Source organism: Microvirga soli, from assembly GCF_016734765.1.
GTDB lineage: Bacteria > Pseudomonadota > Alphaproteobacteria > Rhizobiales > Beijerinckiaceae > Microvirga > Microvirga soli.
The window spans coordinates 40,727-66,723 of the sequence record NZ_JAERQE010000020.1 but is presented as its reverse complement, the minus strand read 5'-3'; the positions used below and the strand labels follow the sequence as shown (position 1 = coordinate 66,723).

The following is a 25,997-nucleotide window of genomic DNA, read 5'->3' as shown; positions in this document are numbered from 1 at the left end:
CCTCGCTCTGGGGATCCACCTTGCGCGGAGCCTAACCTCCCCTCTGCCTCCATGAGGACGGAACGAATCGTGAGTTCCGGAATTCAAGCTGAACAGTAGTTGTTCAGGTGCATCATGCGTACGAGGATTGCTGCGATCCTAATTGGACTTCTCTCTACGGGCGGCTGCAGCGACTTTCCCAAGGACAATACGGAGACCCTCAAGCAACTCCGGGCAGGCCGGGAGATGAAGGTGGGGATAACCCATAACCCGCCCTGGACCGTCGTCGCGGAGGGTCGGATTGGAGGGGTGGAGCCTGCCTTGGTCACACAATGGGCCCAGAGCCTGGGCACGAAAGCCCGCGTCATCACCGGCCCGGCGGACGCTCTGGTGGAGGCCCTCTATAAGCGGGACCTAGATGTCCTGGTCATGGGACTGACCGACGCGACACCCCATTCCGGCAAGCTCGCCCTGTCCCAGCCGTATCTGGAGGTCAAAACCCATATCGGCGTTGCACCGGGGCAGATGCCCCTGGCCGATTGGACAGGGCAACGCATCGCCGTCGATCCGGAGCGCCTCGATCTCGTGGCGCAGGTCCGGGAACTGGAGGCCGAACCCGTGCCTCTGAACGGCGGCGCAGCTCAAGCCCCGATCATGGCCGGGTACGCCTTTGAGCTTGAGCGGCGCGGCCTCAAGCCAACGGAGGATGAGCTCTCGACCGAGAGGAGGGTCATCGCCGTCATTCCAGGCGAGAGCGCCCTGCTCTTCTCCCTCGATGAATTCCTGCAGGCCCAGGACAAGGAGGCTCTCAAGGACAAGGCCATGGAGGCTTTGCGATGAGGCCGATTGAGACTTTCGAATTTCCCGAGGACAAACAAGTCCTGTTCAAGCGCGCCCGGCGTCTTGAGGTGATCACCGTCCTCTACATCGCCTCGGCCGCAGCGGCCATGTACATCACAATGGGTTCGTCGCAGGCTATGCAGGCGAGCTTCTTCGAGGATGTGATCAGCGTCATCCCGGCTGTCGTCTTTCTCATCTGCAGCCGCATCGCCCTCTGGCCGCCGAACCGCATCTTTCCCTACGGCTACCACGGGGCCGTTTCCATCGGCTATCTCATCTCGTCGGTCGCCCTCGTTGGAATGGGCCTGTTCCTGCTCATCGAATCTGCCTCCAAGTTTATCTCGGGCGAGCGCACAACCATCGGCGGCATGCACATCTTCGGGGAGACGATCTGGGCCGGCTGGCCCATGCTGGCGGCCATTGCCTATACGGGCATCCCAAGCGTCATCCTGGGGCACATGAAGCTGAAGCTGGCGCCCAAACTCCACGACAAGATCCTCTACGCGGACGCCAAGATGATGAAGGCCGACTGGATGGCGGAAAGTGCCACGGCCATCGGCGTCATTGGGGTGGGTTTGGGCTATTGGTGGGTCGACCCGTTGGCTGCGGGGATCATCGCTCTCGACATCCTTAAGGACGGTGTTTCGAACCTCGGGGTCGTGCTTGCCGACCTCATGGAGCGGCGCCCGGAAAAGACCGACCGTTCGGGCTATGAATCGTTGCCGGAGGACCTTCGACGCAGGATCGAGGCTCTGGACTGGGTGAAGGAGGCCGAGGTTCGCCTTCGCGAAAGCGGGCACATCGTGCTCGGCGAGGTTTACGTGGTGCCCAGCAAGACCGACAACCTGCCGGAGCGGGTGGCCCGCGCCATCGATCACGCCAAGGAAATGAACTGGCGCCTGCACGATGTGACCATTTCCGTCGTGCCGAGCCTCAATGGAGCTGCCTCACCGGCGCCGGATGGGCAGGGCTGATCCTCCCGGAGAACTCCAGAGCGGGCGAACCTTCTTGGGCTCTTGCGGGACCGGTGCAGCTCCGAGGGTCTTCGGCAGCCACATCTTCAGGCCCCGGATGTAATCCTCCGGCAGGCCCGCATGCTGCGCCGCCTCGACGACGCCCTCCATGTAGCCGGGGAGCGGGGTGCCGGGCTTGGCGCTTCGCCCCAGATAGACAATCGCCCGGCGCGCGCCCTGGGCGGTCACGACCGGCTGGACAACCTTGGTGTAAAGACCGGTTGAGAGGCTCTCGTAGCGGTCGAGAGCCGGCACGTCTGCAAGCGCCAGATCCCACACCATGCCCCAGACGGCTCGCTGCGGATCGCGAACGATTGTGGCATAGCCTTCGTCGAAGATCATGAAGCGGTGGCGCATGAGCCGCCCGATGCCGACCGGCTTCGAGGCCGGGCAGCGCTGCAGCATGGCAGCCTGGTCCATGTTGGACCCGTAGGCGAAATACAGAGGCATGGGTTAGAGCCTAGACCCTCAGGCGAATTCCAGGATCACGGCATCGACCGCGAGGCTGTCGCCTTCCTTTGCGTGGATCTTGGAGATGGTGCCGTCGCGCTCGGCGCGCAACACGTTCTCCATTTTCATGGCCTCGACGATGCACAACGGCTCGCCCGCCTTCACCTCCTGCCCCTGGGCCACGCTGATCGCCTTCACCAGCCCCGGCATCGGGCAGAGCAGCTGCTTGCCCGTATCCGCCTCCAGCCGCTCCGGCATCAGGGCGGCGAGCTCCGCCTCGCGCTTGGTGTAAACCTTGACCTCGGACGAAGCCCCGGCATGGGAGAGCGCGACCCCGTTGAGTATGGTCCGAACCTGCACGGCAATGGCGTCACCGCCCACCGTACCGGTCCAGACCGGCTGGCCCGGAGCCCAATCGGAGACGATGGGCCAAGCCTGACCGTTGATCACCACGGCGAAGCCGCCATCGATATCCTCGATCGTGACCTCATGGCGCTCCGTGCCCAGCATCACCACCCGCTCGCGCTCGAAGCGCAGGCTGGCGGCGGAGCGCATCTGGCCTGAAATGTGCCGCTTGCGCTCGTTCAGGATGTGATCGATGGCAGCGCCGACCGCTGCCATGCGCAGGGCCACCTCGCCTTCCGGGGCCGGCGCCTTGAAGCCTTGCGGGAACTCCTCGGCGATGAAGCCGGTGGAGAGTTGGCCCGATTGCCAGCGCGGGTGCTGCATCAGGGCCGTGAGGAACGGGATGTTGTGGCGGATGCCCTCGATGGCGAAGGCGTCGAGCGCCGTCGCCTGGGCCTCGATGGCCTGAAGACGGGTCGGCGCATGGGTGACGAGCTTCGCGATCATCGGATCGTAATAGATCGAGATCTCGCCGCCCTCGTAGACGCCGGTGTCGTTGCGCACCGTAACGCCATCCTGCTCGCCCTCATTCGGCGGCCGGTAGGTGACGAGCCGGCCCGTAGAAGGCAGGAAATTGCGCACCGGGTCCTCGGCGTAGATGCGGCTTTCCACCGACCAGCCGTTGAGCTTCACATCTTCTTGCGACAGACGCAGCTTCTCACCGGCCGCCACGCGGATCATCTCCTCCACGAGGTCGATGCCGGTGATCATCTCGGTGACGGGATGCTCCACCTGCAGGCGGGTGTTCATCTCGAGGAAGTAGAAGGACTTGTCCTGGCCCGCCACGAACTCCACCGTGCCGGCGGAATCGTAGCCCACGGCCTTGGCGAGCGCGACCGCCTGCTCGCCCATGCGGCGGCGGGTCTCCTCGTCGAGAAGCGGCGACGGCGCCTCTTCGATGACCTTCTGGTTGCGGCGCTGGATCGAGCATTCGCGCTCGCCGAGATAGATCACGTTGCCATGCTTGTCGCCCAGCACCTGGATCTCGATGTGGCGCGGATCGGTGATGAACTTCTCGACGAAGACGCGGCTGTCGCCGAAAGACGAGGCCGCCTCAGACGTGGCGCGGGCAAAGCCCTCGGCCACCTCGTCGGAGGAGTGCGCGATGCGCATGCCCTTGCCGCCACCGCCGGCGGAGGCCTTGATCATAACCGGGTAGCCGATCTCGTCGGCGATGGTCACCGCCTGCTCCGGCCCTTCGATCACGCCGAGATAGCCCGGAACAGTCGAGACCTTGGCAGCAGCAGCCGCCTTCTTGGACTCGATCTTGTCGCCCATGGCCGCGATCGCGCCGGGGTTCGGGCCGATGAACACGATGCCGGCCTCGGCCAGCGCCTTCGGGAAGGCCTCGCGCTCGGACAGGAAGCCGTAGCCGGGGTGAACTGCCTGGGCGCCGGTCTGCTTGCACGCCTCGATGATCTTCTCGATCACCAGATAGGACTGAGCGGCAGCGGCCGGGCCGATATGGACGGCCTCGTCGGCCATCTCCACGTGGAGGGCATCCCGGTCGGCGTCGGAATAGACCGCCACCGTCTTGATGCCCATCCGCCGGGCGGTCTTAATGACCCGGCACGCGATTTCGCCCCGGTTGGCAATCAGGATCTTGTCGAACATGAACCCTCGAACGCTCCAGCCTACGGCGCATCGTGCGAAAAAGTGGCCCCGGTTTTTCGCTCAGAACGATGCGCTCACCAAAAAGTTAGCCCCACCTCCGTTACTGCACATCCGTGCCTTGGGGAAGCGGGGCTGGGTCAGCATTTAGCTTTAGAAGATATGTCAGGCGGCGATCTGGGACAGCCTCGCCTGCTGGCGTCCGCGCATGATGAAGTCGAGGAGCGCCACATCCACATGCCCGGCCTCGTCCAGAATGGCATAGGCGATGCTCATGGCATTCGGGGACGGCCCGCTGACCTCCAGGAGGGTCGCGAGCCAGAGGGCATCGTCGTTGCTGACCACTCCCCGAGGGGCACGCTTCCAGATAACGAAATCGGCCACGAGCCTGGTCAGCACGGTTCCCCAGCCTTCAACCGCGGTGACGATGCGGTCGAGAGCCAGCAGGGACTCTGCCTCAAGACGGCTTGCGATTCCCTCAACGAGGATCTCGTCTTGGAGCATCGCCACGTCATCATTGCAGACATGGCCCCTCTCGGTGACGCTGTCGATGAAATCGCGAAGTTGATCCTTCAACATCCGTTTGCCTCCCGCCGGCGTTTCTTTCGTCCAACGCCGGTTGATCGCTTGTGCGAGGTGACATTCACACGGACGGGAGGGCTAAACCGTTAACACGACATGCTGAATCGCCGTTGAGGTTAAGCCTTGTTGAGACTCTTTGGTTGCCGGAATCTTGACGGATCGGATTCCTCAATGGTTGCGCGGATTTGCCGATGAGGCTGCCGGTGCCTTGCATTCCCGCAAGGTCGCCCTTTCCGCACTTCCGCGAAGCTTGGTGATACTTATTTCTCGGTCAACGCAGCGCAACCCGCGCTTGCCCGTTAAGGAACGCTCCCATGCGGCACCACGGCATTCATCACGTCACCGCCATCGCAGGCCCGGCCCGTCGCAACCTCGATTTCTACACCCGCGCCCTCGGCCTGCGCCTCGTCAAGAAGACGGTCAACTTCGACGATCCCGGCACGTACCACCTCTATTTCGGCGACAGCCTCGGCCAGCCCGGCTCGATCCTGACCTTCTTCCCCTGGGAGCATGTGGCGCCCGGACGCAACGGCGTCGGCACCACCCAGGAGACGGCCTTCCGCGTGCCTGAGGGTTCCTTGGGCTTCTGGATGCACCGCTTCATCGAGCAGGGCGTCGAGCACGGCACCGTGGAGAAGCGCTTCGGCCAGAGCGTCCTGGCCTTCAAGGACCCGCACGGCACCAGCCTTGCGCTCGTCGGCATTCCGAATGCCGAGGCCGAGGAGGCTTGGAACGTGGACGGCATTCCGGCGGAGCATGCCATCCGCGGCCTGGAGGGCGTCACGCTCCTCGTCGATAACGGCGAGCGGACGGGCGCAATCCTCACGGACGTGTTCGGCTTTACCGAGGCGGCCCGCGATGGATCCCTCGTACGCTACAAGACGGACGCGCTCATGGGCAGCACGGTCGACATCCGCAGCGCCGGCGGCTTTCTGCCGGGCCGGATGGGCGGCGGCTCCGTGCATCACGTGGCCTTCCGCGCCAAGGACGATGCCGAGCAGGAGGAGATGGTGAGAAAGCTTGCCGAGACCCATGGCCTCCAGACCACGGAGCAGAAGGACCGCAACTACTTCCGGTCCGTCTATTTCCGCGAGCCGGGCGGCATCCTGTTCGAGATCGCCACCGACGAGCCGGGCTTCGCCGCCGACGAGGCGCAGGAGCGGCTGGGCGCCGAGCTGAAGCTTCCGGCGTTCCTGGAAGCGCGCCGGAGCGACATCGAGGCTCGGTTGCCTGAGTTGGCGTGAGCCCAAAGCCCTCTCCCCTCTGCGGGAGAGGGTGGCGAACAAAGTGAGCCGGGAGAGGGGCAGTAAGTTTAAGCACAGCCCCTCTCCCACCCTGCTTCGCAGGGCACCCTCTCCCGCTTCGGGGAGAGGGAAAGGAGAAAATCATGACCGAACTGTCCTTTATTCACCGCTACGAGCCCGCCACGGACCCGTCCCGTCCGCCTCTCCTGCTGCTCCATGGCACGGGTGGCGACGAGAACGACCTTCTCGGTCTCGGCCGCATGATCTCCCCCGGCTCCGCCCTGCTCTCCCCGCGTGGCAAGATCCTGGAGAACGGCATGCCCCGCTTCTTCCGCCGTCTTGCCGAGGGCGTCTTCGACGAGGAGGACGTCAGGTTTCGCGCGAACGAGCTTGCGGATTTCGTCACAGAGGCGCGCAAGGCCTATGGGCTTGAGGCACCCATCGCGGTGGGCTTCTCCAACGGTGCCAACATCGCCGCCGCCATGCTGATGCTGCGCCCGGAAGCCCTGTCCGGCGCGGCGCTGCTGCGGGCCATGGTGCCTCTGTCCCGGGCTCCTGCGGTAGACCTTGCAGGCAAGCGAGTGCTGATGGTCTCGGGCGCCATGGACCCGATCATTCCGGCAGATAATTCGAAGCGCCTTGCAGCGTCTCTGTCCGCATCCGGCGCCGAGATACAGCACGAGATTCTGACGGCGGGTCACAACCTGTCGCAGACGGATCTGCAATTGCTGGTGCGGTGGTTCGCCGAATAGCGGCTGTCCAGAACTCCACTGTCATTCCGGGGCGCCGCAGGCGAGCCCGGAATCCATAAACACCACGATTCAGGAAGAGGCTCTTGGCGGCCCACTTCTTTCTGCATCGTTAGCGGTGATGGATTTCCACGCCTACGGCGCGGCCCTTTGGGTCGGGCTCCGCTGCGCGGCCCCGGAGTGACAGTGAGGTATGATTTCCAACGTCATGGCCGTGCCCGGACTTGATCCGGGGATCAGTCCCGGCCATCCACGTCTTAGGAAGCGGCAAGGATCCCCGTCTCGAAAAACTGCTCCATGGCCTCCTCGGCGGCCTTGATGCAGATACCGCGGCATGCGAGCCAGGCATCGTCGAAATGTGTGCTGCGGTAGCGCTCGCCGGAATCGCACAGAAGCGTCACGACAGAGCCGGTCTCGCCGTGCTTCACCATCTCGCCGACGATCTGCACCACGGCCCAGAGATTCGTGCCGGTGGAGCCACCGCAGGAGCGGCCGATGCGGCGCGAGAGCACCCGCGCGGCCGCAATGCTCGCCGCATCCGGCACCGCATAGGCGCGGTCGATGAGGTCAGGCACGAAGGAAGGCTCGCAGCGCGGGCGGCCGATTCCTTCGATCACGGATGGCGGCCCTGACACGGTGCAGACCTCCCGGTCCGCCAGATGCCGGTGGAACACGGAGGACTCCGGGTCGGCGAGGCACAGGCGCGTCGGCAGGCGGCGGTAGCGGATGTAGCGCCCGAGCGTTGCCGAGGTGCCGCCGGTCCCCGCCCCCACGACGATCCAGCTCGGGATCGGGTGCTCCTCATGGCCCATCTGGCTGAAGATGGATTCGGCGATATTGTTGTTGCCGCGCCAGTCCGTCGCCCGCTCGGCGTAGGTGAACTGATCCATGTAATGGCCGCCGAGTTCCTCGGCGAGCCGCGCGCTCTCCGCATACATCTCAGCGGGGCTGTCAACGAAGTGGCTCTCGCCGCCATAGAAGGCGATCTGCGCGATCTTCTCGGCGGAGGTGGAGCGCGGCATCACGGCGATGAAGCGCAGGCCCAGCATCCGGGCGAAATACGCCTCGGACACGGCGGTCGAGCCGCTCGAGGCTTCGATGATCGTGGTGTTCGGCCCGATCCAGCCGTTGCACAGCCCATAGAGAAACAGCGAACGCGCCAGCCGGTGCTTCAGGCTGCCCGATGGATGGGTTGATTCATCCTTGAGATAGAGCTCGACACCCGGGACGGCCGGCAGCGGCACACGCAAGAGATGCGTGTCCGACGAACGGTTGAAGTCCGCCTCGATGATCTGGATGGCGGTGGAGACCCAGTTGCGGTTGCACGCGGTTTCCAAGGGCATGTGTCGATGGGCCTCGCAAAGTCATCCGGCCCGAAGGATTCCGCCGGGAATGTTCGGACAACGCCTTACCCGAGGTCGACAGCTAGGCGCAATGGGTGCTCCGCAGCCCTGCCCTACGGACGTGGGGCGGCCGCAACGGCGCGGTTCGGCGCCTCAGCAGGCGCCACCATGGCACGGAGGCTGTCAGCCAGCAGGTGCGCCAAGCAGTCATACCCTCGGTCACCCATGTGAAAGCCGTCGCTCGACAGCATGGAGCCTAGGACATCTGGTGATCTTTCGCCCCAAGCCTTCATCAGCCTGTAGCGAGAGAAGACGGGGACCTGCTCGGCGGCTCCAGCGGTCCCGACAAGGCGGACAAAGCGCTCATAACGCCCAAGGTCCTTGATGGCCGGGAAGTACTGCTGGTCGACAAGAAGGACCTCGACGCCGACTTCCTGCGCGGCATCGATCCCCTGCCGCAGAAAGTCGGAGAACTGCCCCTCGTCCCCACCCATGACGGCGTCGTTCGTGCCCACCTGCCAGATCACGAGATCCGGTTTGTCGGCCTTGAGGAGAGCAGCCTCAAGGCGTGCGACGGTCTCGGGAATCGTCTCCCCGCCTATTCCAGCATTCTCGATGACGACTGTGCCCTTCCAGATACGGGTGAGATCCGCTTGGAGCTGGACCGGATAGGAAAAGGCCGGGGAGGATGCTCCGATGCCCTGGGTGGAGGAGGATCCGATGGCCAGGATCCGAACAGGCTCGCTCTTCTTCAGCCTTGAAGCAAGACGCTCCATCTTAGCTTGGGCCGACAAAATCGGCTTGGCACCCGAACAGCCCGCCTCGTCCGACAAGGCGGAATAGCTCATGCCGATGACCAGGAGGGACACTAACGCGGAAGTTGCCCGGGTGAAACCGACACAAGGCCAGATTGTCCGGCGCGCTCCAGCTTGGGAGCGGTCGAGCCTTTCTTTTTCCATTCGAGATATCGTGCCAGTCCGAGAAGTGCGAGAATTCCGAAGAGGGTAAATACCATACCCACCACATGCGGACTAGCGGAGGACTTGACGGCTGCCAGCGTCATCATGACCTCTCCGGCGGCACTCAGGACAGAACCGACTGCGAAGACCGGCAGGGCGTTGCGCCCGAGGCGCGCCATCTCGGCTCCGAATGTGGTCTTTTCCAGCACCTGCCCCATCCGAAGCTGGGTCACCACATAGGCAAGCGCCAGGAAGTGAAGCAGACGACCAAGCCCGAGGTCGCTCTTGACGAGGTCGAAATTGACGAAGGTGCTCCAAAGCAGGTTCGGATAGAGGCCGAAGGCGTCGGTCATAGCGACCGTCGATACGGCGAGGAAGGCTACCGCTCCTGCGAAGGCGTAGCGCTGGTAGGCCACCTCTCTGCGAACAAGAAAAGCCCCCGTGAAGATCCCGAGCGTGAACAGAAGCTGCCAAGCGAAGGGGTTGAAGAACCACCGCCCCGGCTCGGGCCAGCTCGGGATCGCCAGCACGTCGGCACGCGCCAGTGCATAGATACCGATCGATACTGCGGCGGCCAAAGCGACATGGATCCGCATGAGGATCATCGCAACCGGTGCCCACAGCATCAGGGCGATATAGAGGGGCAGGATGTTGAAATAACCCAGCTGATGGCCGAGCAGGAGAATACCCGTAATGCCGCGCGCCGTATCGTCGAACACGGCGCCGCGGCCATGAACCTCAAGCATCCCGACATCGTTGCTGGCCACATAGCCGACAGAGAACAAAGCTACTGCCGCGCCGGTCATGATAAGATGCATGCGGTAGAGTTCGAACGACCGCCGGAAGCAGCGCCTGATGACGCCGAGAACATCACCCTTTGGTAGCCGTGGATAGTAGACGAGCGCAACAGAGAGGCCCGAGATGAACACGAAGGCTTCGGCCGCGTCGGAGAAACCGTAGTTTCGCGGCGTCAGATGCTCGAGGATGTTCCCCGGAATGTGATTCACGAAGATGATGACGAGGACGAGTCCGCGCCAGAAATCGATCACTGTACTGCGGCCGCCCTTGGCGTGCATTCCCGATCCTCTTAGTTTTTAGGTGACGGCAGAACGCCGGAAACGGCCATGGGATCCGAAGATCGTCATCAACTCTTCGAGACAGATTCGGCCCGCTAACGCGGTATCACAAATCCCCGACTCCGAGGCAAGCGTGACAGAGCACCGCGCGTGATCGCTTTGACGAGCAAGGACCTGCGCGCTAACCTTCAACTCTGCTCCTGCTTTCCCCTTTCAAACTCAAAAAGGAATAACCGTGCGAAGCTGCATTGTCGCGCTATTCGTCGTCACGTTCATGGCTGCTGTGGCAGGCTCAATCGGCATAGTGCGTGCTGAGGAAACGCGCTCTCAGCATCAGGAATGGATCCGCAAGCTGGAGACGCCGGGCGGCACATTTCCCTATGTTCTTGAGGTGGAGGCAGAGCCTGCCGACTCATCGATAACGGCACCGAACGGAACAACTCTGCAGCACAGGAACTGGCTGAGAAAGCTGGAGACGCCGGGAGGGACGTTCGGTTCCTCCCTCTAAACAGCAAGGCAGCCCTGGAACAATCTTCCGGGGCTGCCTCGGATCGTGAGCGGAAGCTCTTGGCTCTCAAAGTGGAATGTTGTCGTGCTTCTTCCAGGGCCGCTCGGTCTCCTTGTGCCGGAGCATCGCCAGAGCGCGCGCAATCCGCCGCCTCGTCGAATGCGGCATGATCACCTCGTCGATGTAGCCGCGCTCGGCGGCAACAAACGGTGACATGAAGCGGTCTTCGTATTCCTTGGTGCGGGCTGCGATCTTCTCCGCATCGCCAATGTCCTGGCGGAAAATGATCTCCACCGCACCCTTGGCGCCCATCACGGCGATCTGCGCGGTGGGCCAGGCGTAATTCACGTCGCCGCCGATGTGTTTTGAGGCCATCACGTCATAAGCGCCGCCGAAGGCTTTGCGCGTGATCACCGTCACCAGCGGGACGGTTGCTTCCGAATAGGCGAAGAGCAGCTTGGCGCCGTGCTTGATCAGGCCGCCATATTCCTGTGCGGTGCCCGGCAGGAAGCCCGGCACGTCCTCGAAGGTGACGATCGGGATGTTGAAGGCATCGCAGAAGCGCACGAAACGCGCGGCCTTGCGCGAGGCATCGGCATCGAGCACGCCAGCCAGCACCATCGGCTGGTTGGCGACGAAGCCCACCGTGCGGCCCTCCACGCGCCCGAAGCCCGTGATGATGTTTTTCGCGTAAGCTTCCTGGATCTCGAAGAAGTCGGCTTCATCCACGACCTTCAGGATCAGCTCCTTCATGTCATAGGGCTTGTTTGGGTTGTCCGGGATCAGGGTGTCGAGGCTGTCGTCGGTGCGATTGGGCTCGTCGAAGCTCGGGATCTCCGGCACGCCGTCCATGTTGTTGGCGGGCAGGAAGTCGATGAGGCGGCGCACCTGCAGCAGCGCTTCCACGTCATTGTCGTAGGCGCCGTCGGCGACCGACGACTTGGTGGTGTGGACCTTGGCGCCGCCCAGTTCCTCCGACGTCACGGTCTCGTTGGTGACGGTCTTCACCACGTCGGGACCGGTGACGAACATGTAGGAGCGGTCGCGCACCATGAAGATGAAGTCGGTCATGGCGGGCGAATAGACGTCGCCGCCGGCGCAGGGGCCCATGATGACCGAGATCTGCGGGATCACGCCCGAGGCGATCACGTTGCGCTTGAACACCTCGCCATAACCGCCGAGCGCCGCCACGCCCTCCTGGATGCGGGCGCCGCCCGCATCGAACAGGCCGACGATGGGCGCGCGCATCTTGAGCGCCATGTCCTGGATCTTGGTGATCTTCTGGGCGTGGGCCTCGGACAGTGAGCCGCCAAAGACGGTGAAATCCTTGGCGAAGACGAAGATCGTGCGGCCGTTGACGGTGCCCCAGCCGGTGACGACGCCGTCTCCAGGGATCTTGGCTTTATCCATGCCGAAATCGGTGGAACGGTGCTCGACGAACATGTCGAACTCCTCGAAGGAGCCCTTGTCGAGCAGGAGCTCGATGCGCTCCCGGGCGGTCAGCTTGCCGCGGGCGTGCTGCGCCTCGATGCGCTTCTCACCGCCGCCGAGGCGGGCCTGCGCGCGCCGCTCCTCAAGCCGTTCGAGCATGTCTTTCATGGCTGGACCCTGACTCCCGGAAAAAATGATCCCCCGCTTAGCACAGCCGTGCCTGTGTCAAAATCCCACTATGGGTGTGCGCTCCACAGCACTTCTCAGATCAACCGGCGCGAGTCGGGAGCGATGTGTTTCTTTATTACAGAAACAAGCGCCTGACAGAGCAGGCCTGAGCCGCCGTTGCCTGTCGCGCCGGCGGCTCTTTTCATGCCTGCGCCAGGCGATAGACCAAGGATGCGGCCCGGAAATCGGCCTCACGCCGACGACGGCGCTCCATGGCCTCGTAGTCCTCGCCCCAGACACTTTCCTGGTAAAGCTCGTCCACATGGGCGGCTGCCCAGGCGTGGTCCGTATCGAGTTGGCCTGCCGCATGGGCAAGCGCGATCAGCACCGAGCCGGATAGGGTCGTCATGACGTGCAGCGCGGCAAGCGCAAACGGCGATCGGATTTGCTCGATAGCCCGGCGGATGGCCGCGATTGCCTCCTCCGGCTGCGCCACATGCATTACGCCCTCGCCTAAGGCAAAGCGGGCGCCATGGGCGTCCCTCGCCCAGTCGAGCACTGGGCTCCAGGCCTCGTCCTGAGACTTGGCCAAACGCTCGGGCTCGCCGGCTCGGTAATAGACGAGGTCCGATCCGGCATAGCGGACGAGATCGTCGACCACCTCAGCCTTTCGAGGCGCGACGCCATCGATGGCGGAGTTGACGATGCGGGTGACCGGCATGGTGGAAGGGTCAATCTCGCCACCCTGCCCCTGCCATTCCGCCGCCAGGGCTTCAGCCAGCGCCCGAGAGGGCGCGGCTAGGGGCTGCTTGCTCGGCGTCTTTGCCGTTCGGCCATCGAGGGTGAGATGGAACAGGCCGTCCCGCTCCTCGACGCCGGCTTCCTTGTAGAAGCGCTTTGGCAGGGTGGGTTTCATGCCGGCCTGAGCGGCCCGCATGGGGTTGGGCTCCTCGTCGGAGGGGAACCAGTCGCGTGAGTCTGTCATGTGGGCAGAAATAGTCTTTCACGCCGCAATCTGCGAGGGATGCTACGAAAATTCCTGAGGGTTGACGCGTAACCCGCCTACCACCGGATCCTCAACTCCCCACCCAAGGACCAGCGGCTGAACGGCTCGTCGTCCTCTCCGGTATCGAAGTTGCCATCGTTTTCGGACGAGCGTGCGTAGGAGACGAGGTGGCTTGCGTAGAGGGCAAAGGTCGCCTGCGAGGTGAAATCGTAGTTCAGGCGCGCGGCGGCGTAAGACACGAAGCCTCCTTCGCCGGGCTCGCTCCAGCCATATCCGGCAGCCCCCTGAAGATCGAACCACCATCTCTCGGCCAGGGGGCCGTAGAAATGGACGCTTGCTTCCAGGGACTGGTAGCGCTTGGGATTCCAGTAGCCGTTATCGACCACCTCCGCGAACTGGAAGGCCGTGTAGCGTGCGCCCAGCCAGAGATAGGGATTGGCCGTGAAACGCTTGGCGAATTCGACCTGACCCCAGGCGCGCTCATTGCCATCGGAGTAGTGGCTGTAGATCGCCTGAGCGGCAAAGCGAGTCGCATTGTCCGGCGTCACGATCGCCTTGAGGCCGAAATCGTTCGCCAGGATATCTTTCACGATCGAATACGTGTTCTCATCCGCGTAGCGCCGCGTCAGGTTCAGGTCGAAGCGGAGCAGATCGGATGGAATGAGGCTTAGAATCGTGTCGTATGTCAGCGTGACGTCCTGATCGTCGTCCCCGTCGGAAAGATTGCGTTGAGACTCGTCTTCAACGTTCAGGAAGATCGATGACTTGAGCTCGACATGATCGCCGAACCTGTGCTGACCCGCGATGCCGATGCTGGCGATGTCGACGCTCGGAAAATCGCCGCCCCGCAAGCGCAGAAATCGAGCCTGAGGGCCGAGCTTCGTCAAGCCGTCATTGAAGGTCAGTTCGTGGGAGCCCTGCAGCGACCAGATCGCGAGGTCGTCCGAGCGGCGGGCGTACCAACTCTCGATGCGCGTCAGGGGCCGGCGTTCTTGATAGAGCTGATCGAGCAGCGCCTGGGCGCCTGCGTCACCAGGCTTCTGCGCCAGAACAGCCTTCGCATAGTCCTCGGACAGATCCGGGCGCCCCATCTCCCGCCGCGCCTGAGCGGCGATGAAGAGCGTGGCGGGATTCTGGTCGCCGCTGGCCAGAAGAGGCTCGAGCCGGGCCAGGGCCGCCCGCGGCAAGCCCATCGACCTCTCGGCGGTCGCAGCGCCGCGGATCGCTTCCACATTGCTGGGCTGGAGTGAGAGCACTACCTCGAAATCGGCTAGGGCCGCCCTGTGCTCAGTAATGTCGTTGAGGGCGTTGCCGCGGCCGATAAGGGCATCGACATCGTTTGCGTTCGACGCGAGGATTTCGCTGAAGACCGGGATTGCAAGCTTCTGCTGACCGCTCCAGGCCAACGCACGGGCGAGGCCGAGTTGGGCGTCCCGCCGCTCCTGGGCGGTCAGGTCAGCGCGCTGAAGCACCTCCTGGAAAAGCGGAATCGCCCGCAACGGCTGGCCCGCATAGAGCATCTGCTCGGCGTATTCCCGCAACAGTTCCCGGCGACGCCCCGGCATGACGGTCAAGGCGCGCTCGAAGAGGTTCACCGCTTCCGCGTTGCGGGTCTGCCCTGCGGCCTGGCGCGCGGCACCGACGAGGGCATCCGAGAACGCCTTGCGGGCCTCCTCGTCGCGTGGATTTTCTCGGAACAGCGGCTGCCAGGCGGCGATAGCCTCGCGGAACTGGTTGCTCCAGAGGAGCGCGAAGGCAAGGCCGCGCCGCACGCGCCGGCGCTCCGCCTCGGGGCGCTGGCCATCGCGCAGCGCCTCGCGATAGAGCGGGACCGCACCGGCCGGATTGCCGGAGTAGGCTGTCTGATCGGCGTATTCCGGCAGGAGTTCCTGGCGGCGCTGCGGAGCGGTCTCGATGGCTCTTCGGAAGAAGGAAGCGGCATCGGCATTGCGTGTGCGCTCAGCTGATTGACGGGCGGCACCCACATAGGCGTCGGAGAGCGTCTTGCGGGCCTCTGCATCGCTCCGGTCGGCCTGCAAGATGCCGCCCCAGGCCTCGATTGCCTGCTCGAACTTGCTGCTCCACAGGAGCGCGAAGGCCAGCGAGCGGCCCGTCTGCTGACGCTCGGTGGACGAGAGATCCCGACGGGCGAGAACCTCGCGATAGACCGGAACCGCTCTGGCCGGCTCACCGGAAAAAGCGAGCTGGTCGGCATATTCCCGAGCGATCTGGCCGCGCTTTGAGGGATCGAGCGAAATCGCCCGCTCGAAAAGTGAAGCCGCCTCCTTGTTAGCGCCGCGGCCGGCAGCCTCGCGGGCCGCCGCGATCGCCGCATCGGCCGGCGAGGCTGGAGCGGCGGGTGCTTGGGGTTGCGTTGGAGATGGGATGGGCTGCGAAGGCTGCACCGCCTGTGCGCGGCTCCTCTCGGCGCCGGCTCGGGCTTCCGCCAGCCCCTGCCGGACCTGAGCGTCATCGGGAACTGCCCGGAGCACATCCTCAAGGGCCGCCACAGCAGCCGGAAACTGGCCGCTCCATAGCAGCGCAAAGGCCAGCCCTCGCCTCAGGCGGCGCTGCTGATCCTCGGAGCGGCTGCCATCTCGCAGGGCTTCCTGATAGAGCGGCACGGCCTGCGCTGGCTGGCCAGCATAGGCGGTTTGATCGGCCAGTTCCGGCAGCAGCTCATGGCGGCGTTGCGAGGCGGTCTCGATGGCCCGGCCGAAAAGCGTCCTGGCATTTGCATTGTCGGAGCGTTCGCCTGCCTGTCGGGCTGCTCCGACCAAGGCATCGGACAAAGCCTTCCTGGCCTCGTCACTGCCGGAATCAACCCTGAGACGAGCCTCCCAGGCGGGAATCGCCTCCTGGAACCGGCTGCTCCACAGGAGAGCGAAGGCCAGGCCCCGGTCGGCCCTTTCACGGTTGGTAGTGTCGAGGGCCGGATCTGCCAGGCGCTCACGGTAAAGCGGCACGGCATCGGCCGGGCGGCCTGCATAGGCAACTTGATCTGCATATTCGAGCAGGAGTTCGTTTCGGCGTTCGGGAGCAAGTGTAAGGGCCTGCTCGAAGAGACGAGCGGCTTCACGGTTGTCATTAGTGGAAGCAGCCTGCCTGGCCTGCTCCACGACCTCCTGGGCCGATTGGGCCAGAGCGGGTGATGCGGCCAGCCCGAACCCACAGAGGAAAACGAGGCTTGCGAACCGGATACGAAGGGCAAGCCTACGCTTATGCATCGTCTCAGAATCTCGAATCACAAATTCAGGAGGGGCAGTATCTGGATTTTGCCCTTATGGCAGGTAAAGATCGGATCTGGCGAGGGCTTCGCCGCACCTAACTTTCTTTCCTAGAAAATAGCCTATTCTTATCCCCAGACCAGAGGCATCTTGCCTCCAGCCTATCTTCCCGGAGCCGTCTTTCTTGTCCCGTCCCTTGTCCCGATTTCAGAGTCAGACGCCCTGGACTCCGCTTCCGTATTCGCCCTGGCATGAAACAGTGTGGCAGTTTCTCTGCACGGCGAGCCTCGTCTTCGGCACGTGGTATATCGGCTGGCGATGGTTCTACTCCATCAACTACGATGCTCTCTGGTTCTCGATCCCTCTTCTGATCGCCGAGACGGGCTCCTTCATCGGCCTTGTTCTCTTCACGGCAAATCTCTGGAGTGCCCAATCTCCCGTGCGCGCTCCTCTTCCGGTGACTGTCCGCGATTGCACCGACGATGCGGACGTGACCGACAGGCCTGTGTCCGTCGACGTTTTCTTCGCCACCTACAGCGAGGATCCTGAACTCGTTCGCGTCGGTCTGCAGGCCGCCAAGAAGCTCACCTATCCTCACCCGATCGATCTGCGGGTTCACGTCCTCGACGACGGCAAGCGCCCGGCCATGGAAGCGGTCGCGCGGGAAGAAGGGGTGAATTATCTCACCCGCTCCGACAACGTGGGCTTCAAGGCCGGCAACCTCAGAAATGCCATGGCGTCCACGTCCGGGGATTTCATCCTGATCTGCGATGCCGACATGCATCCGTTCCCTACCTTCCTAGAAGAGACGCTCGGCTATTTCCGGGATCCGAAGGTTGCCTGGGTGCAGACTCCGCACTGGTTCTACGACATTCCACCCGGAATACCGCTGCCAGCCGCACTCGGACGCCGGCTCGGTGGTTTCGGGAGGGGCATTGGACGAGCTTTCGAGCGCGTGTTCGGGCCGGTTCAGGTCGGGGAGGATCCGTTCGCAAACGATCCACAGCTTTTCTTCGACGTGATTTTGCGCCGGCGCAACTGGGCGAATGCGAGCTTCTGTTGCGGCGCGGGTTCGATCCATCGGCGCGAAGCGGTCATGGAGGCGGCACTTCGCCAATGGTCCGATCAGGTCGCCGCCGCAGCTGGGCGCAACGAGAAGGCCGCCCGCCAACTGACCGGCGAGCAGGCTATCACCGATTCCATCAGCGATGTAATGCGCTGGCAGAGCGCCCTGGAAGAAGAGTTCCAGCCCTACAAGTTCCACGTTTCCGAGGACATCTACACGTCCATCGTCCTGCACAGCGACCGCGAGCGCGGTTGGAAGTCGGTTCTGCACCCGGTCGTTCAGGCAAGGATGCTGTCGCCCAACGACCTGCTCAGCTGGACGATCCAGCGCTTCAAATATGCCGGCGGCACCCTGGATATTCTCGCCCATGACAACCCTCTGTTCCGGCGCGGACTGACGCTGCCGCAGAAGCTCATGTACGGGTCGACCTTCTACTCGTACCTGGCTCCACTCTGGAACATCATCTTCCTCGTTTCACCCATAGTTTTCCTGTTCTCTGGGGTCGCTCCGGTCTCAGGCTACTCGCTCGATTTCTTCGTGCATATCGCGCCGTTCCTGCTGCTCAACGAGCTTTCCCAGCTCGTCGCCATGTGGGGCAACTCGAATGCCAAGGGCCGCGCCTGGTACCTCGCCATGTTCCCGCTGAATATGCAGGCGTTATGGGCCGTCGTGCGAGGAAAAAAGATCTCGTTTCCAGTCACGCCCAAGGACAGGCAGGTCGGAACCTACGGTCGTCTCGTCAGGTGGCAGATTGCCTTGGTCGTCGTCACCATGGCGGGTCTCGCCTGGGGCTGGCTGGCCTATGGGACGGGACGCGAGGGCTATACGCTTGGGGCGATGATCGCCAACACCCTCTGGGGATTCAGCAACGCCCTGTCGATGCTCCCGGTAATCCGGGCGGCCTATTGGCAGCCTGATCCTGAATTCGAGGCCGCTATTGTTGAAGGCGCTCTGCCGTCGCAGGCGTCTTAAGCCCATACCTCATCAAGCGTGTCGGACGTGACGAAAACGCGATCGAGGGTCGTGAGGCGCAGCAGACGCTGCGCCTGGGGGCTAGGCGCGACGAGGCGAAGATCGCCCTCGGCTTTGCGAGCAGCCTTGAGGCCGGACACCAGGGTGCCGAGCCCGGTGCTGTCGATGAACGAGACTTCGGACAAGTCAACGGCAAGACGGCTTTTCCCGTCAGCCACGGCATCCTTCAGGTGAGCCAGGACACGAGGAGCTGCGGCGGCATCCAACCGCCCTGACAGGCGAGCCAGGGCAATCCCCTGCTCCGTGTGTTCCATTTCAACAATCATCTCGAGCCACCATACGCATGAACAGGCCAGAATCGCTCAGCGGGTCCGGCATCGCCGCCCGTCTTTAGCGCAAAGTTTGTAACGGCAGCCCTGAAATCCGATGTGAACCGGAAGATCACAGGAACCTGGGATCGGTAGCAGGCGATCGAATCGAGGCGTTTCTGCAGGGTCTTGGCGATGGGCACAATGACAGGTTCGCCAACCGCATCACCCAGCGTCGTCAGTCGTGCCTCGACTCCGGCAGGTGTGTGGATCGCATAGGGGCAATCCTCATAAGCATAGACCTTGACTCCAGCGGATGCGAGGTGTCGGCCGGTCTCGAACACCAGCTGATGGTCTACGTGTAAGCCAATGCCCAAGGGAACAAAGACCTGCATGTCGCTACGCCATTCCGGCAGCTGGCGCATTTCCTCTGCCAGATGAGCGGCGAGTTCCAGCTCTTCGGCCTTCAAGGCCCCGAAAAGCTCGGGATCGGACTTGTAGCGCTGTCCGCGGTAGATGGCATCCGGCAACCCGAGCCAGCGGACGGAGGAGCCAAGAGCCCGGGCAGCCTCCGCGTCCTCGGCACGGCGAACGGCCAAGACCTGCTCCGCATCCTTGACCTGCCACCGCTCATGTTTCCAGGCGGCGAACTCTCCAATCATCTCATCGACCAGTTCGCTGGCGAACACCGTGACCATGCGTGGCTCATGCCCGCCCTCGGCCAGGAGGGCCAAGGTCCCACCGCAGGAGAGCGGAACGTCATCGTAATGCGGTTGGATGAAAAGGGATGGTCCAAACATACGACCGCTCACAGGCCTCCTTCACTCGATCTGTCCGACCCTTCCGCCTCACCTGAGTTCAGAGAACTCTCCAACGGCTGGGCGACGACTCGTCCCTAACGGATTAACCCGATTTGAGGAGGATCGCACCAGAATGCCGCTGCCGGATCATGGCATTGTGACCGGAGAATAAATGTTACTATGTTTCAAAAGGACAAGGGATGCTCGCCTGCCCATCTCTGGCGACCGCATCTCTCTTGCCTTGTCAGGTGCAGGGCGATTAGGTTTCGGGCCTCTTCTCACGGCAGAGCCGTGTCGTATCGCGTACCAAGCTTACCGGAGGCTAAACGTTGACTTTCAGAGAAGGCCTCCTCAAGGCCCGAGGGCAGATCACCTTCATTGCGGCACTGACGATCTCGACGGGAATCATCATCTATCTCGAGTCCCTGGATACGGAGGAGCGGATCCAGGGTCGCGTTTCGACCGAGCTCGCTCGCCAGCGGAATGCTCCTCCGAGCATTTCGCCTGCGGTCGAGGCAAGGGTGAAGGCCAACCTTCAACGGTCGGAAGAGATGTATTCCGCCGAGCCGAATGCCGCAGCCTCGCGAGCGGCTTTGCTGACATCACTCGCGTCTGCCGTTCAACTCAGCATTCTGAGGCCCGAGGACGGCCTGACGCGGGCCCAGAGGGTGATTGCCGACATGGAGCGCCAGACAGGCGAGGTCACGCCCGTTCTCGTCTCAGCGCTGGGAGCAACGGCGGTCGCCTTCCCTTCCCTGCAGGACAGGATCGCAACCGTCGCCTCCGCACCGTAGGTCAGGGCTTATCGCGAGAGTGGGGCAATCCGCTTGACCATGCGCAGGCGGTTCTCGGATTCGCTTGAGTGATACTCGACCTCATCCATGTTCATGCGGATGAGGGCCAGACCCATACCCCCCTCGGGGATATCGGCAAGATCGGTTTCGTCGAAGTCGAAACGATCCTCCGAGGCGTTGTCCAGGACCTGGGTCGGCATGGGGGGAGCATGATCGATGACCTCGATCATAACCTGGTCGGCCTGAAGCCCGACCGCGACCTGGACGTCCTTGCCACGCTCCCCATGGTAGCCGTGCTTGATGACATTGTTGATGGCCTCGACGAGGCTGAGTTCAACGGCATCCTGGTCGTCTGGGCTGAGCAGGTCCTCGCATAAGGCACGAACGGCCCGGGCGAGGAGCGACACCTTGTCGAGGTCGCTGTCGATGGAGAGGCTGATGGAGGAGACCATCGTGGCTCTTTCTGCGCTCTGGCGGCGAGGGATCAGGCGGAAAGCTGTTCGACCGCAGTGTCCACATTCGGGTGAAGGGCAAAGACCCGGTCCATGCGGGTCAGGGTAAACAGGCGGCTGACAGCGCCTGTGGCGCCTGCAACCGCAAGACTCCCCTTTGGGCCGAGACGCTTGAGGCAGGTGACGAGAGCCCCAAGGCCGGAGCTGTCGATGAAGTCGACTTGGCTCAGGTCGAGGACGATCTGGTTCTGTCCGGCCTCGATGCACCGTGTTATCTCATCCTTGAATTTCGGAGCCTTGCTGGCATCGATCCGCTTTTCCTCAACTCGGACGACGAGAACATTATCGCGTAGATCAGTGGACAGCATTCGCAGGGATCCTTTCGGCTAAGCGTTCCAGCATGAGAACGCTCAAGTCATCGTCCAGGGTTTCAGAGCCCCGCCAGTTCCGCAAGACATCATCGAGCTTGCCCAGCAGCATGGAGCTTGGCTCCCCGGCAGTGTCGTGCACGAGGGTGCGCAAGCGAGCCTCAGAAAATTGCTCGCCGTCCTGATCTTCAGCCTCGACAAGCCCGTCAGAGTAGATGAAGAGCCGATCGCCGGGCCCGAGATCGAACTCAAGCCTTTCGTAAGACGCAGCAGGGAGCATCCCGACGGGAAATCCGCCCTCGCCTATCATCTCGACAGCGCCATTGGAACGGATCACCAGCGGCGAAGGATGCCCCGCCTGGACAATGCTCGCGCGCTGCGAACGGGAATCGATCTCTCCTAAGATCATCGTGAAGTACGGCAGATCCTCCGGCCATTCATCGTTAATCTGGACGGCGATCTCCTCCAGGGGCGTACCTTGCGTCCGAGTTAGGATGGCCTGCGAAAGGGCATGGTGGCAGGCAACCGACACCAGCGCGGCGGCCGCTCCATGGCCGGCGACATCGACCTGGAAGAACCCAACAGCGCCGTCTGTGCGTCGCACCACGTTATAGGTGTCGCCGGCGATGAGGCTCGATGGGCGGAACAGGCCGTGATACTCCACTCCGTCGATCCGCGAGGACAGGGGCAGCATCGTCTGCTGGATCACGGCTGCGGCCTCCAGATCCTTCTGAAGCTGGCTATAGGCTTCACGAAGGCGGGCATGGAGCACCTGCTTTTCGTTCTGTGTCCTCTGCCGCTGAATGGCATTGGCCTTGAAGACCCGAAGCGCATCGTTCATTTCACCGATCTCGTCAGCCCGGGCGAGACGCGGCAGGGGAATCTCCAGGTCATTGTCGGCCAGCCTGAGCATGGCCTGACTAAGGCCTTCCAGAGGCCGAACCACCCTTCGGCGCACGACCAGGATGCTCGTGAGAACGGCGGCAGCCCCCAGCAGGAGCAGGGCCGACCACAGGGTTAGCGACCGTTGAGTTCGTCTGAGCTCAGCCTCAAGCCGTTCCCGCGTACTGCCAAGGAGTTCCCGCTGCATCAGAGCGATGTTGCTCAGCGTCCGCCCGGTCAGGTCATACCATTCAGCGGGAGCCAGCGTGGGCGGCACCTTCCCAATAAGCGCCGCAAGCAAGGACCTTTGAAGCGGCGCGAAGGTCGAGCTGTAGTTCTCATGGGTCCTTGAAACAACGTCCTTGACGCCCTCGCTTAACGGCACAGTCATTTGGCCGTCTATGAGTTCCCAAGCCAGTGCCGCACGACCGGCATTCTGACTAATTGCGTCAATCTCAAATCCTCCGACTCCGGACGAATTCTCGAGGGCTCGGCTCATCAAGGCCTGGTTTCGGGCGATGCTCTCACTCAGGATGGCACCAAATGCTCTCAGATTAGCCTCGGTTCTGAGAACCGGGTCGAGCGGCCTCTCCCGCTGCAGAATGGTCATCCGGGACGATTGCAACTCCTCCACGAGGCGATTGGCCTCTTGGAACCAACGCGGGGCGAACTGATCCCCTCTTGTGCCCTCTGCAAGTCCGAGAGACTGATCTGCCTGCTGCCGCAGGGTCCCGATTTCCTGACGGATGCGCGACACGGTTGCGAGGCTGTTGTTGGTGTTGCTAAGGGACGCCTGGGTGGCTGTAATCTCGTTCTCGGCTGCGTTCAGCAGGTCGTCCACCTGTCGCCGCACGTCGCGGAGTTCCGCAATACCACCGGCCTCGTTCCTCTGCCCGATCAGCAGCACGTATGTCTGGCTGCGCTCATTCGCGAGAGCTTCCGTTCCAAGCAGAAGCCGCTCCCGTACCGTATTCGACGCCACCATCCTTTCCGCCGTCTGATATCCGAGGAGTTCGTCACGAATCTGGAACGCGACGGCAACCAGCAAAGCAGCGCCGAGGAATGCCGTCAGGATCAACAGGATGTGGCGGATCTTCATCGATGGGGTCTATAGCGGGATCGTGTTGGACGGAAGTTTTCTGTGATATCATTCAAGGAGAGGAATGAAATGCACCATGGGCCAAGGAAGAGCAGCTTGTCGAGCGCTGCTGCTCAAAATGGCCTGCTTTTCGGCACCGCTCTTTGCACCTCCCATCTTCTATCGCAACCTCTCACCCGGGCAATTCTTCGTGAGTGTTCTATAGTTACGTCAGAATACGAGATGAAATGGGACGCCATATGCCAGGTTCCGGAACTCCCTGACTACGCGTCCGCCGATGGCTTGGTGTCCTTTGCATCCGACAATAGTCTGGCCCTTCATGGGCACACCCTTTGGTGGCATGAAGCCATTCCATCAGCCCTTCGGAATGCGGCCGACAATCGCTTCCGGGAAGCCGCACTGGAGCACCTGAGAGCAACGGTGACACGATATGCCGGGCAGATGCATTCCTGGGATGTGGTGAACGAGCCGCTGGAACCTGCCCACGGGCGGGGAAATGGTTTGCGGGAAACACGCTTCGCCGCGGCCTTTGGTCCCGATTATATCGAAACCGCCTTTCGCGAAGCCGCATCCCTGGACCCGAGGGCCGTTCTCGTTCTCAACGAAATGGGGCTCGAATACACCTCACCAGCGGCCGAGCAGAAGCGCCGACAGATGCTCGCCCTGCTCGAGCGGGAAAAAGCCAGAGGCACCCCGATCGCTTGCCTCGGCATCCAGTCTCACCTGACCGCCCTGGAGCAGCCCAGGGACCATCAGGAGCTTCGAGCCTTCCTTCGCGAGGTTCGGGCCATGGGCCTGAGCGTCATGATCACCGAAATGGACGTGTCGGATCACCTCTGCCCCCGAGACCGGAAGCAGCGCGATACCATCGTGGCCGAAACTTACCGAGCCTATCTCGATCTCGTCCTCGACGAGGCCGAGGTCCTCGCCGTAAGCACATGGGGGCTGTCCGACGACCGAACTTGGCTGAATGGCTTCCGACCTCGGCCCGACGGCGCTCCGCAGCGGCCGCTGCTTTTCGATGGTGCGATCCGAAGAAAACCGGCTTGGCACGCGGTCAAGGATGCACTTGCGACGAACCGAACTGTGACCTGAGATCCCACGGGCTCCATAATAGGACCTGATTAACCCCAATAGGGTACTGGTAACGTCAGCGCGTTACGTTCAACTTAGACTGGGCGTCTCACCGCCTGAATACTCCAACTCCCGTCCGCCAATAACCCTTCCAATAAGTATGCTTCAGGAATGGAGCACTTGAGACCACGAGCAATGTCCTTCCCGATCGGCCCGAACGAAGCAGAGCGCCTGAAGACCCTTCTTGAGACCGGTGCGCTCGATGCTACAGTGGATCCGGCGCTAGACAGGATCTGCCAGGAGGCTCGACAATACTTCGACGCTCCCATCTGCACACTCACTCTGCTGGACAAGGCCCGGCAGCGCATCAAGGCGGCGCAGGGCCTGGAGACGGGCGAGACGCCGAGGGACGCGGCCTTCTGCAACTATACGATCCTGAGCGATGAGGTCTTCGTCGTCGAAGACGCCTTGGCGGATGAACGCTTCAGGGATAATCCCTTCGTCACTGGAACTCCCTTCGTGCGGTTCTACGCCGGGGCTCCCTTGATCTTCCTGAAGGATATCAGGCTGGGCGCCTTGTGCTTGATCGACACGAAACCCCGCTCCTTCTCGCGAGGCGACAAGGCGGAGCTGAAGCTCTATGCCGACAGGGCTGTCCGGCACATCGCCACATCCGAATTCGAGAAAATACGCTGATCCCGCCTGGGAAAACACCTCCCAGGCTTCATACCTCAACTGCCTCGATGACGAGTTCGAAGGTGACGCACACGGGATTGTCGCCTCGGACGATTTCTCCTGAGGAGATACCGCCCTCCAGATCGACAACATCGACCACAAGCCGCGCGTGAGCCTGCCCATCGTTACTCTGCACTGCGCCATGGCGGATCAGCACCTCGGTCGCGTGTGAATTCACGCGAGTTCCACCGACAAAGCGCACCTCGTTCAGGCTGCCGATGCCATAGACATTGGCTCTTGTAATTCCATGCCGCGAACAGATGTCTTCGACGGCGAGGATGATGTCCTGATTGGGCCGGACCTTTGCAACCAGCGCGCCTTTTCCTGCCATTGCAGGATCTGCCCCGGCCCTGTGAGCCGGCTCGAACAAGGTGAAGTTCGTCTCCTGATCCGGAACAGCCTCAAAGGTGGCATCCTTGAACCCGATGCCCGTTACCTCGATGGGTTCCGCGACCACGGACAAGGGAGCAAGCATGTGGCCCATACGCGTTCCCTCGGACGTGTCCCAGACGCCGTGGCAATGGAGGAAGGTTTTGCCGTCCCGGATTCCGACGACGGCACAGGCGCGAGTCACATTTACCAGCCCGGCCGGTTCGAAGGTCTCGCTGTACCAAGCGACATAACGCGGATCAGAGGATGTGGCCGGCTTCACATAGCGGAACGGCTCGCATCGGCCGCCCCGGAATTCAACGAAGCCGCCGATACAGTCGGCACCGTTCATGCCTGCGGCAACGGCCTCATCGACCGTCAGGCCTGGCTCCAGCACGAAACGGAGCGGAACGGCAGACCCGGTGACGGCAGCAATGCGCTCCGATGCAGCGGGCCCAGGATGATCGATGCGCCTCATGGTCAATCA

The 25,997-nt window shown here is 62.6% G+C and carries 22 protein-coding genes and 1 pseudogene; 8 read left to right on the top strand and 15 right to left on the bottom strand.

Annotated elements, in window-relative coordinates; all coding sequences use genetic code 11:
* Positions 1 to 114: 114 nt before the first annotated feature.
* The gene (locus tag JKL45_RS17200) at positions 115 to 819 is read left to right on the top strand and encodes a transporter substrate-binding domain-containing protein (protein WP_201862809.1); all 705 of its coding nucleotides are present in this window, start codon (positions 115 to 117) and stop codon (positions 817 to 819) included.
* Complete coding sequence (locus tag JKL45_RS17195) at positions 816 to 1,793, top strand: cation diffusion facilitator family transporter (RefSeq protein WP_201862808.1); 978 nt, start codon at positions 816 to 818, stop codon at positions 1,791 to 1,793. Before JKL45_RS17200 ends, JKL45_RS17195 begins: the two co-directional genes overlap by 4 nt.
* Before the next feature lie 78 nt (positions 1,794 to 1,871).
* On the opposite strand, the pseudogene JKL45_RS17190 reads toward JKL45_RS17195, so the two are convergent.
* From JKL45_RS17190 to JKL45_RS17180, 3 genes and pseudogenes are all read right to left on the bottom strand, one after another.
* Positions 1,872 to 2,282 (bottom strand): annotated as a pseudogene (locus JKL45_RS17190) (gamma-glutamylcyclotransferase family protein); the annotation flags it as partial.
* Positions 2,283 to 2,300: 18 nt separating this feature from the next.
* Positions 2,301 to 4,301, bottom strand: a complete 2,001-nt coding sequence (locus JKL45_RS17185; RefSeq protein ID WP_201862806.1) for an acetyl-CoA carboxylase biotin carboxylase subunit — start codon at positions 4,299 to 4,301, stop codon at positions 2,301 to 2,303.
* A gap of 162 nt (positions 4,302 to 4,463) precedes the next feature.
* The gene (locus tag JKL45_RS17180) at positions 4,464 to 4,877 is read right to left on the bottom strand and encodes a hypothetical protein (RefSeq protein WP_201862805.1); all 414 of its coding nucleotides are present in this window, start codon (positions 4,875 to 4,877) and stop codon (positions 4,464 to 4,466) included.
* Positions 4,878 to 5,194: 317 nt separating this feature from the next.
* Between JKL45_RS17180 and JKL45_RS17175 the strand changes: the two genes are divergently transcribed.
* Both JKL45_RS17175 and JKL45_RS17170 read left to right on the top strand, forming a co-directional pair.
* Positions 5,195 to 6,124 (top strand): ring-cleaving dioxygenase, encoded by a 930-nt coding sequence (locus JKL45_RS17175; protein WP_201862804.1) that lies wholly within the window; start codon positions 5,195 to 5,197, stop codon positions 6,122 to 6,124.
* 143 nt (positions 6,125 to 6,267) lie between these two features.
* Entirely contained in the window at positions 6,268 to 6,876 is a 609-nt protein-coding gene (locus JKL45_RS17170) for an alpha/beta hydrolase (protein ID WP_201862803.1), read from the top strand.
* 254 nt (positions 6,877 to 7,130) lie between these two features.
* Here JKL45_RS17170 and JKL45_RS17165 read toward each other — a convergent pair whose 3' ends face one another.
* From JKL45_RS17165 to JKL45_RS17140, 6 genes are all read right to left on the bottom strand, one after another.
* Positions 7,131 to 8,216, bottom strand: a complete 1,086-nt coding sequence (locus tag JKL45_RS17165) for a PLP-dependent cysteine synthase family protein (protein ID WP_201862802.1) — start codon at positions 8,214 to 8,216, stop codon at positions 7,131 to 7,133.
* Between the two features lie 113 nt (positions 8,217 to 8,329).
* Positions 8,330 to 9,064: an SGNH/GDSL hydrolase family protein gene (locus tag JKL45_RS17160; protein WP_201862801.1), complete on the bottom strand. Its 735-nt coding sequence runs from the start codon at positions 9,062 to 9,064 to the stop codon at positions 8,330 to 8,332.
* A 20-nt stretch (positions 9,065 to 9,084) separates the two neighbouring features.
* Positions 9,085 to 10,251 carry an OpgC family protein gene (locus tag JKL45_RS17155; protein ID WP_201862800.1) on the bottom strand — a complete coding sequence of 389 codons (1,167 nt, stop codon included), beginning with the start codon at positions 10,249 to 10,251 and terminating at the stop codon, positions 9,085 to 9,087.
* A gap of 574 nt (positions 10,252 to 10,825) precedes the next feature.
* Complete coding sequence (locus tag JKL45_RS17150; RefSeq protein WP_201862799.1) at positions 10,826 to 12,358, bottom strand: acyl-CoA carboxylase subunit beta; 1,533 nt, start codon at positions 12,356 to 12,358, stop codon at positions 10,826 to 10,828.
* A 202-nt stretch (positions 12,359 to 12,560) separates the two neighbouring features.
* Entirely contained in the window at positions 12,561 to 13,343 is a 783-nt protein-coding gene (locus tag JKL45_RS17145) for an ATP12 family chaperone protein (protein ID WP_201862798.1), read from the bottom strand.
* A 77-nt stretch (positions 13,344 to 13,420) separates the two neighbouring features.
* A complete protein-coding gene (locus JKL45_RS17140; protein WP_201862797.1) occupies positions 13,421 to 16,591 on the bottom strand; it encodes a tetratricopeptide repeat protein in 3,171 nt (1,056 codons plus the stop codon).
* 259 nt (positions 16,592 to 16,850) lie between these two features.
* Between JKL45_RS17140 and JKL45_RS17135 the strand changes: the two genes are divergently transcribed.
* Complete coding sequence (locus JKL45_RS17135; RefSeq protein WP_201862796.1) at positions 16,851 to 18,629, top strand: glycosyltransferase family 2 protein; 1,779 nt, start codon at positions 16,851 to 16,853, stop codon at positions 18,627 to 18,629.
* On the opposite strand, the gene JKL45_RS17130 is transcribed toward JKL45_RS17135, so the two are convergent.
* Both JKL45_RS17130 and JKL45_RS17125 read right to left on the bottom strand, forming a co-directional pair.
* On the bottom strand, positions 18,626 to 18,943 hold the full coding sequence (locus tag JKL45_RS17130) for an STAS domain-containing protein (protein WP_201862795.1): 318 nt from the start codon (positions 18,941 to 18,943) through the stop codon (positions 18,626 to 18,628). The genes JKL45_RS17135 and JKL45_RS17130 overlap by 4 nt on opposite strands.
* Before the next feature lie 8 nt (positions 18,944 to 18,951).
* A complete protein-coding gene (locus tag JKL45_RS17125) occupies positions 18,952 to 19,737 on the bottom strand; it encodes a PIG-L deacetylase family protein (protein ID WP_201862794.1) in 786 nt (261 codons plus the stop codon).
* Positions 19,738 to 20,066: 329 nt separating this feature from the next.
* Here JKL45_RS17125 and JKL45_RS17120 point away from each other — a divergent pair, with 329 nt between their 5' ends.
* Entirely contained in the window at positions 20,067 to 20,531 is a 465-nt protein-coding gene (locus JKL45_RS17120) for a hypothetical protein (RefSeq protein ID WP_201862793.1), read from the top strand.
* 8 nt (positions 20,532 to 20,539) lie between these two features.
* Here JKL45_RS17120 and JKL45_RS17115 read toward each other — a convergent pair whose 3' ends face one another.
* From JKL45_RS17115 to JKL45_RS17105, 3 genes are read right to left on the bottom strand one after another with little or no spacing between them, the layout of a single operon-like run.
* Positions 20,540 to 20,983, bottom strand: coding sequence for an ATP-binding protein (locus JKL45_RS17115; RefSeq protein ID WP_201862792.1), 444 nt, complete (start codon positions 20,981 to 20,983; stop codon positions 20,540 to 20,542).
* Between the two features lie 32 nt (positions 20,984 to 21,015).
* Positions 21,016 to 21,351, bottom strand: a complete 336-nt coding sequence (locus tag JKL45_RS17110) for an STAS domain-containing protein (RefSeq protein WP_201862791.1) — start codon at positions 21,349 to 21,351, stop codon at positions 21,016 to 21,018.
* Positions 21,338 to 23,332, bottom strand: a complete 1,995-nt coding sequence (locus JKL45_RS17105) for a PP2C family protein-serine/threonine phosphatase (RefSeq protein WP_201862790.1) — start codon at positions 23,330 to 23,332, stop codon at positions 21,338 to 21,340. Before JKL45_RS17105 ends, JKL45_RS17110 begins: the two co-directional genes overlap by 14 nt.
* Before the next feature lie 69 nt (positions 23,333 to 23,401).
* Here JKL45_RS17105 and JKL45_RS17100 point away from each other — a divergent pair, with 69 nt between their 5' ends.
* Positions 23,402 to 24,427, top strand: a complete 1,026-nt coding sequence (locus JKL45_RS17100) for an endo-1,4-beta-xylanase (protein ID WP_246498612.1) — start codon at positions 23,402 to 23,404, stop codon at positions 24,425 to 24,427.
* Between the two features lie 174 nt (positions 24,428 to 24,601).
* Positions 24,602 to 25,102 (top strand): GAF domain-containing protein, encoded by a 501-nt coding sequence (locus tag JKL45_RS17095; protein WP_201862788.1) that lies wholly within the window; start codon positions 24,602 to 24,604, stop codon positions 25,100 to 25,102.
* 28 nt (positions 25,103 to 25,130) lie between these two features.
* On the opposite strand, the gene JKL45_RS17090 is transcribed toward JKL45_RS17095, so the two are convergent.
* Positions 25,131 to 25,988 (bottom strand): PCC domain-containing protein, encoded by an 858-nt coding sequence (locus JKL45_RS17090; RefSeq protein ID WP_201862787.1) that lies wholly within the window; start codon positions 25,986 to 25,988, stop codon positions 25,131 to 25,133.
* Positions 25,989 to 25,997 lie beyond the last annotated feature (9 nt).

Excerpts from the sequence above, each read along its gene's own strand:
- JKL45_RS17160 (WP_201862801.1), bottom strand. The coding sequence starts at position 9,064 with ATGAGCTATTCCGCCTTGTCGGACGAGGCGGGCTGTTCGGGTGCCAAG.
- JKL45_RS17130 (WP_201862795.1), bottom strand. The coding sequence starts at position 18,943 with ATGGAACACACGGAGCAGGGGATTGCCCTGGCTCGCCTGTCAGGGCGG.
- JKL45_RS17170 (WP_201862803.1), top strand. The coding sequence starts at position 6,268 with ATGACCGAACTGTCCTTTATTCACCGCTACGAGCCCGCCACGGACCCG.
- JKL45_RS17195 (WP_201862808.1), top strand. The coding sequence starts at position 816 with ATGAGGCCGATTGAGACTTTCGAATTTCCCGAGGACAAACAAGTCCTG.
- JKL45_RS17145 (WP_201862798.1), bottom strand. The coding sequence starts at position 13,343 with ATGACAGACTCACGCGACTGGTTCCCCTCCGACGAGGAGCCCAACCCC.
- JKL45_RS17165 (WP_201862802.1), bottom strand. The coding sequence starts at position 8,216 with ATGCCCTTGGAAACCGCGTGCAACCGCAACTGGGTCTCCACCGCCATC.
- JKL45_RS17155 (WP_201862800.1), bottom strand. The coding sequence starts at position 10,251 with ATGCACGCCAAGGGCGGCCGCAGTACAGTGATCGATTTCTGGCGCGGA.
- JKL45_RS17175 (WP_201862804.1), top strand. The coding sequence starts at position 5,195 with ATGCGGCACCACGGCATTCATCACGTCACCGCCATCGCAGGCCCGGCC.
- JKL45_RS17100 (WP_246498612.1), top strand. The coding sequence starts at position 23,402 with ATGCACCATGGGCCAAGGAAGAGCAGCTTGTCGAGCGCTGCTGCTCAA.
- JKL45_RS17200 (WP_201862809.1), top strand. The coding sequence starts at position 115 with ATGCGTACGAGGATTGCTGCGATCCTAATTGGACTTCTCTCTACGGGC.
- JKL45_RS17105 (WP_201862790.1), bottom strand. The coding sequence starts at position 23,332 with ATGAAGATCCGCCACATCCTGTTGATCCTGACGGCATTCCTCGGCGCT.
- JKL45_RS17185 (WP_201862806.1), bottom strand. The coding sequence starts at position 4,301 with ATGTTCGACAAGATCCTGATTGCCAACCGGGGCGAAATCGCGTGCCGG.
- JKL45_RS17180 (WP_201862805.1), bottom strand. The coding sequence starts at position 4,877 with ATGTTGAAGGATCAACTTCGCGATTTCATCGACAGCGTCACCGAGAGG.
- JKL45_RS17140 (WP_201862797.1), bottom strand. The coding sequence starts at position 16,591 with ATGCATAAGCGTAGGCTTGCCCTTCGTATCCGGTTCGCAAGCCTCGTT.
- JKL45_RS17095 (WP_201862788.1), top strand. The coding sequence starts at position 24,602 with ATGTCCTTCCCGATCGGCCCGAACGAAGCAGAGCGCCTGAAGACCCTT.
- JKL45_RS17090 (WP_201862787.1), bottom strand. The coding sequence starts at position 25,988 with ATGAGGCGCATCGATCATCCTGGGCCCGCTGCATCGGAGCGCATTGCT.
- JKL45_RS17110 (WP_201862791.1), bottom strand. The coding sequence starts at position 21,351 with ATGCTGTCCACTGATCTACGCGATAATGTTCTCGTCGTCCGAGTTGAG.
- JKL45_RS17150 (WP_201862799.1), bottom strand. The coding sequence starts at position 12,358 with ATGAAAGACATGCTCGAACGGCTTGAGGAGCGGCGCGCGCAGGCCCGC.
- JKL45_RS17115 (WP_201862792.1), bottom strand. The coding sequence starts at position 20,983 with ATGGTCTCCTCCATCAGCCTCTCCATCGACAGCGACCTCGACAAGGTG.
- JKL45_RS17125 (WP_201862794.1), bottom strand. The coding sequence starts at position 19,737 with ATGTTTGGACCATCCCTTTTCATCCAACCGCATTACGATGACGTTCCG.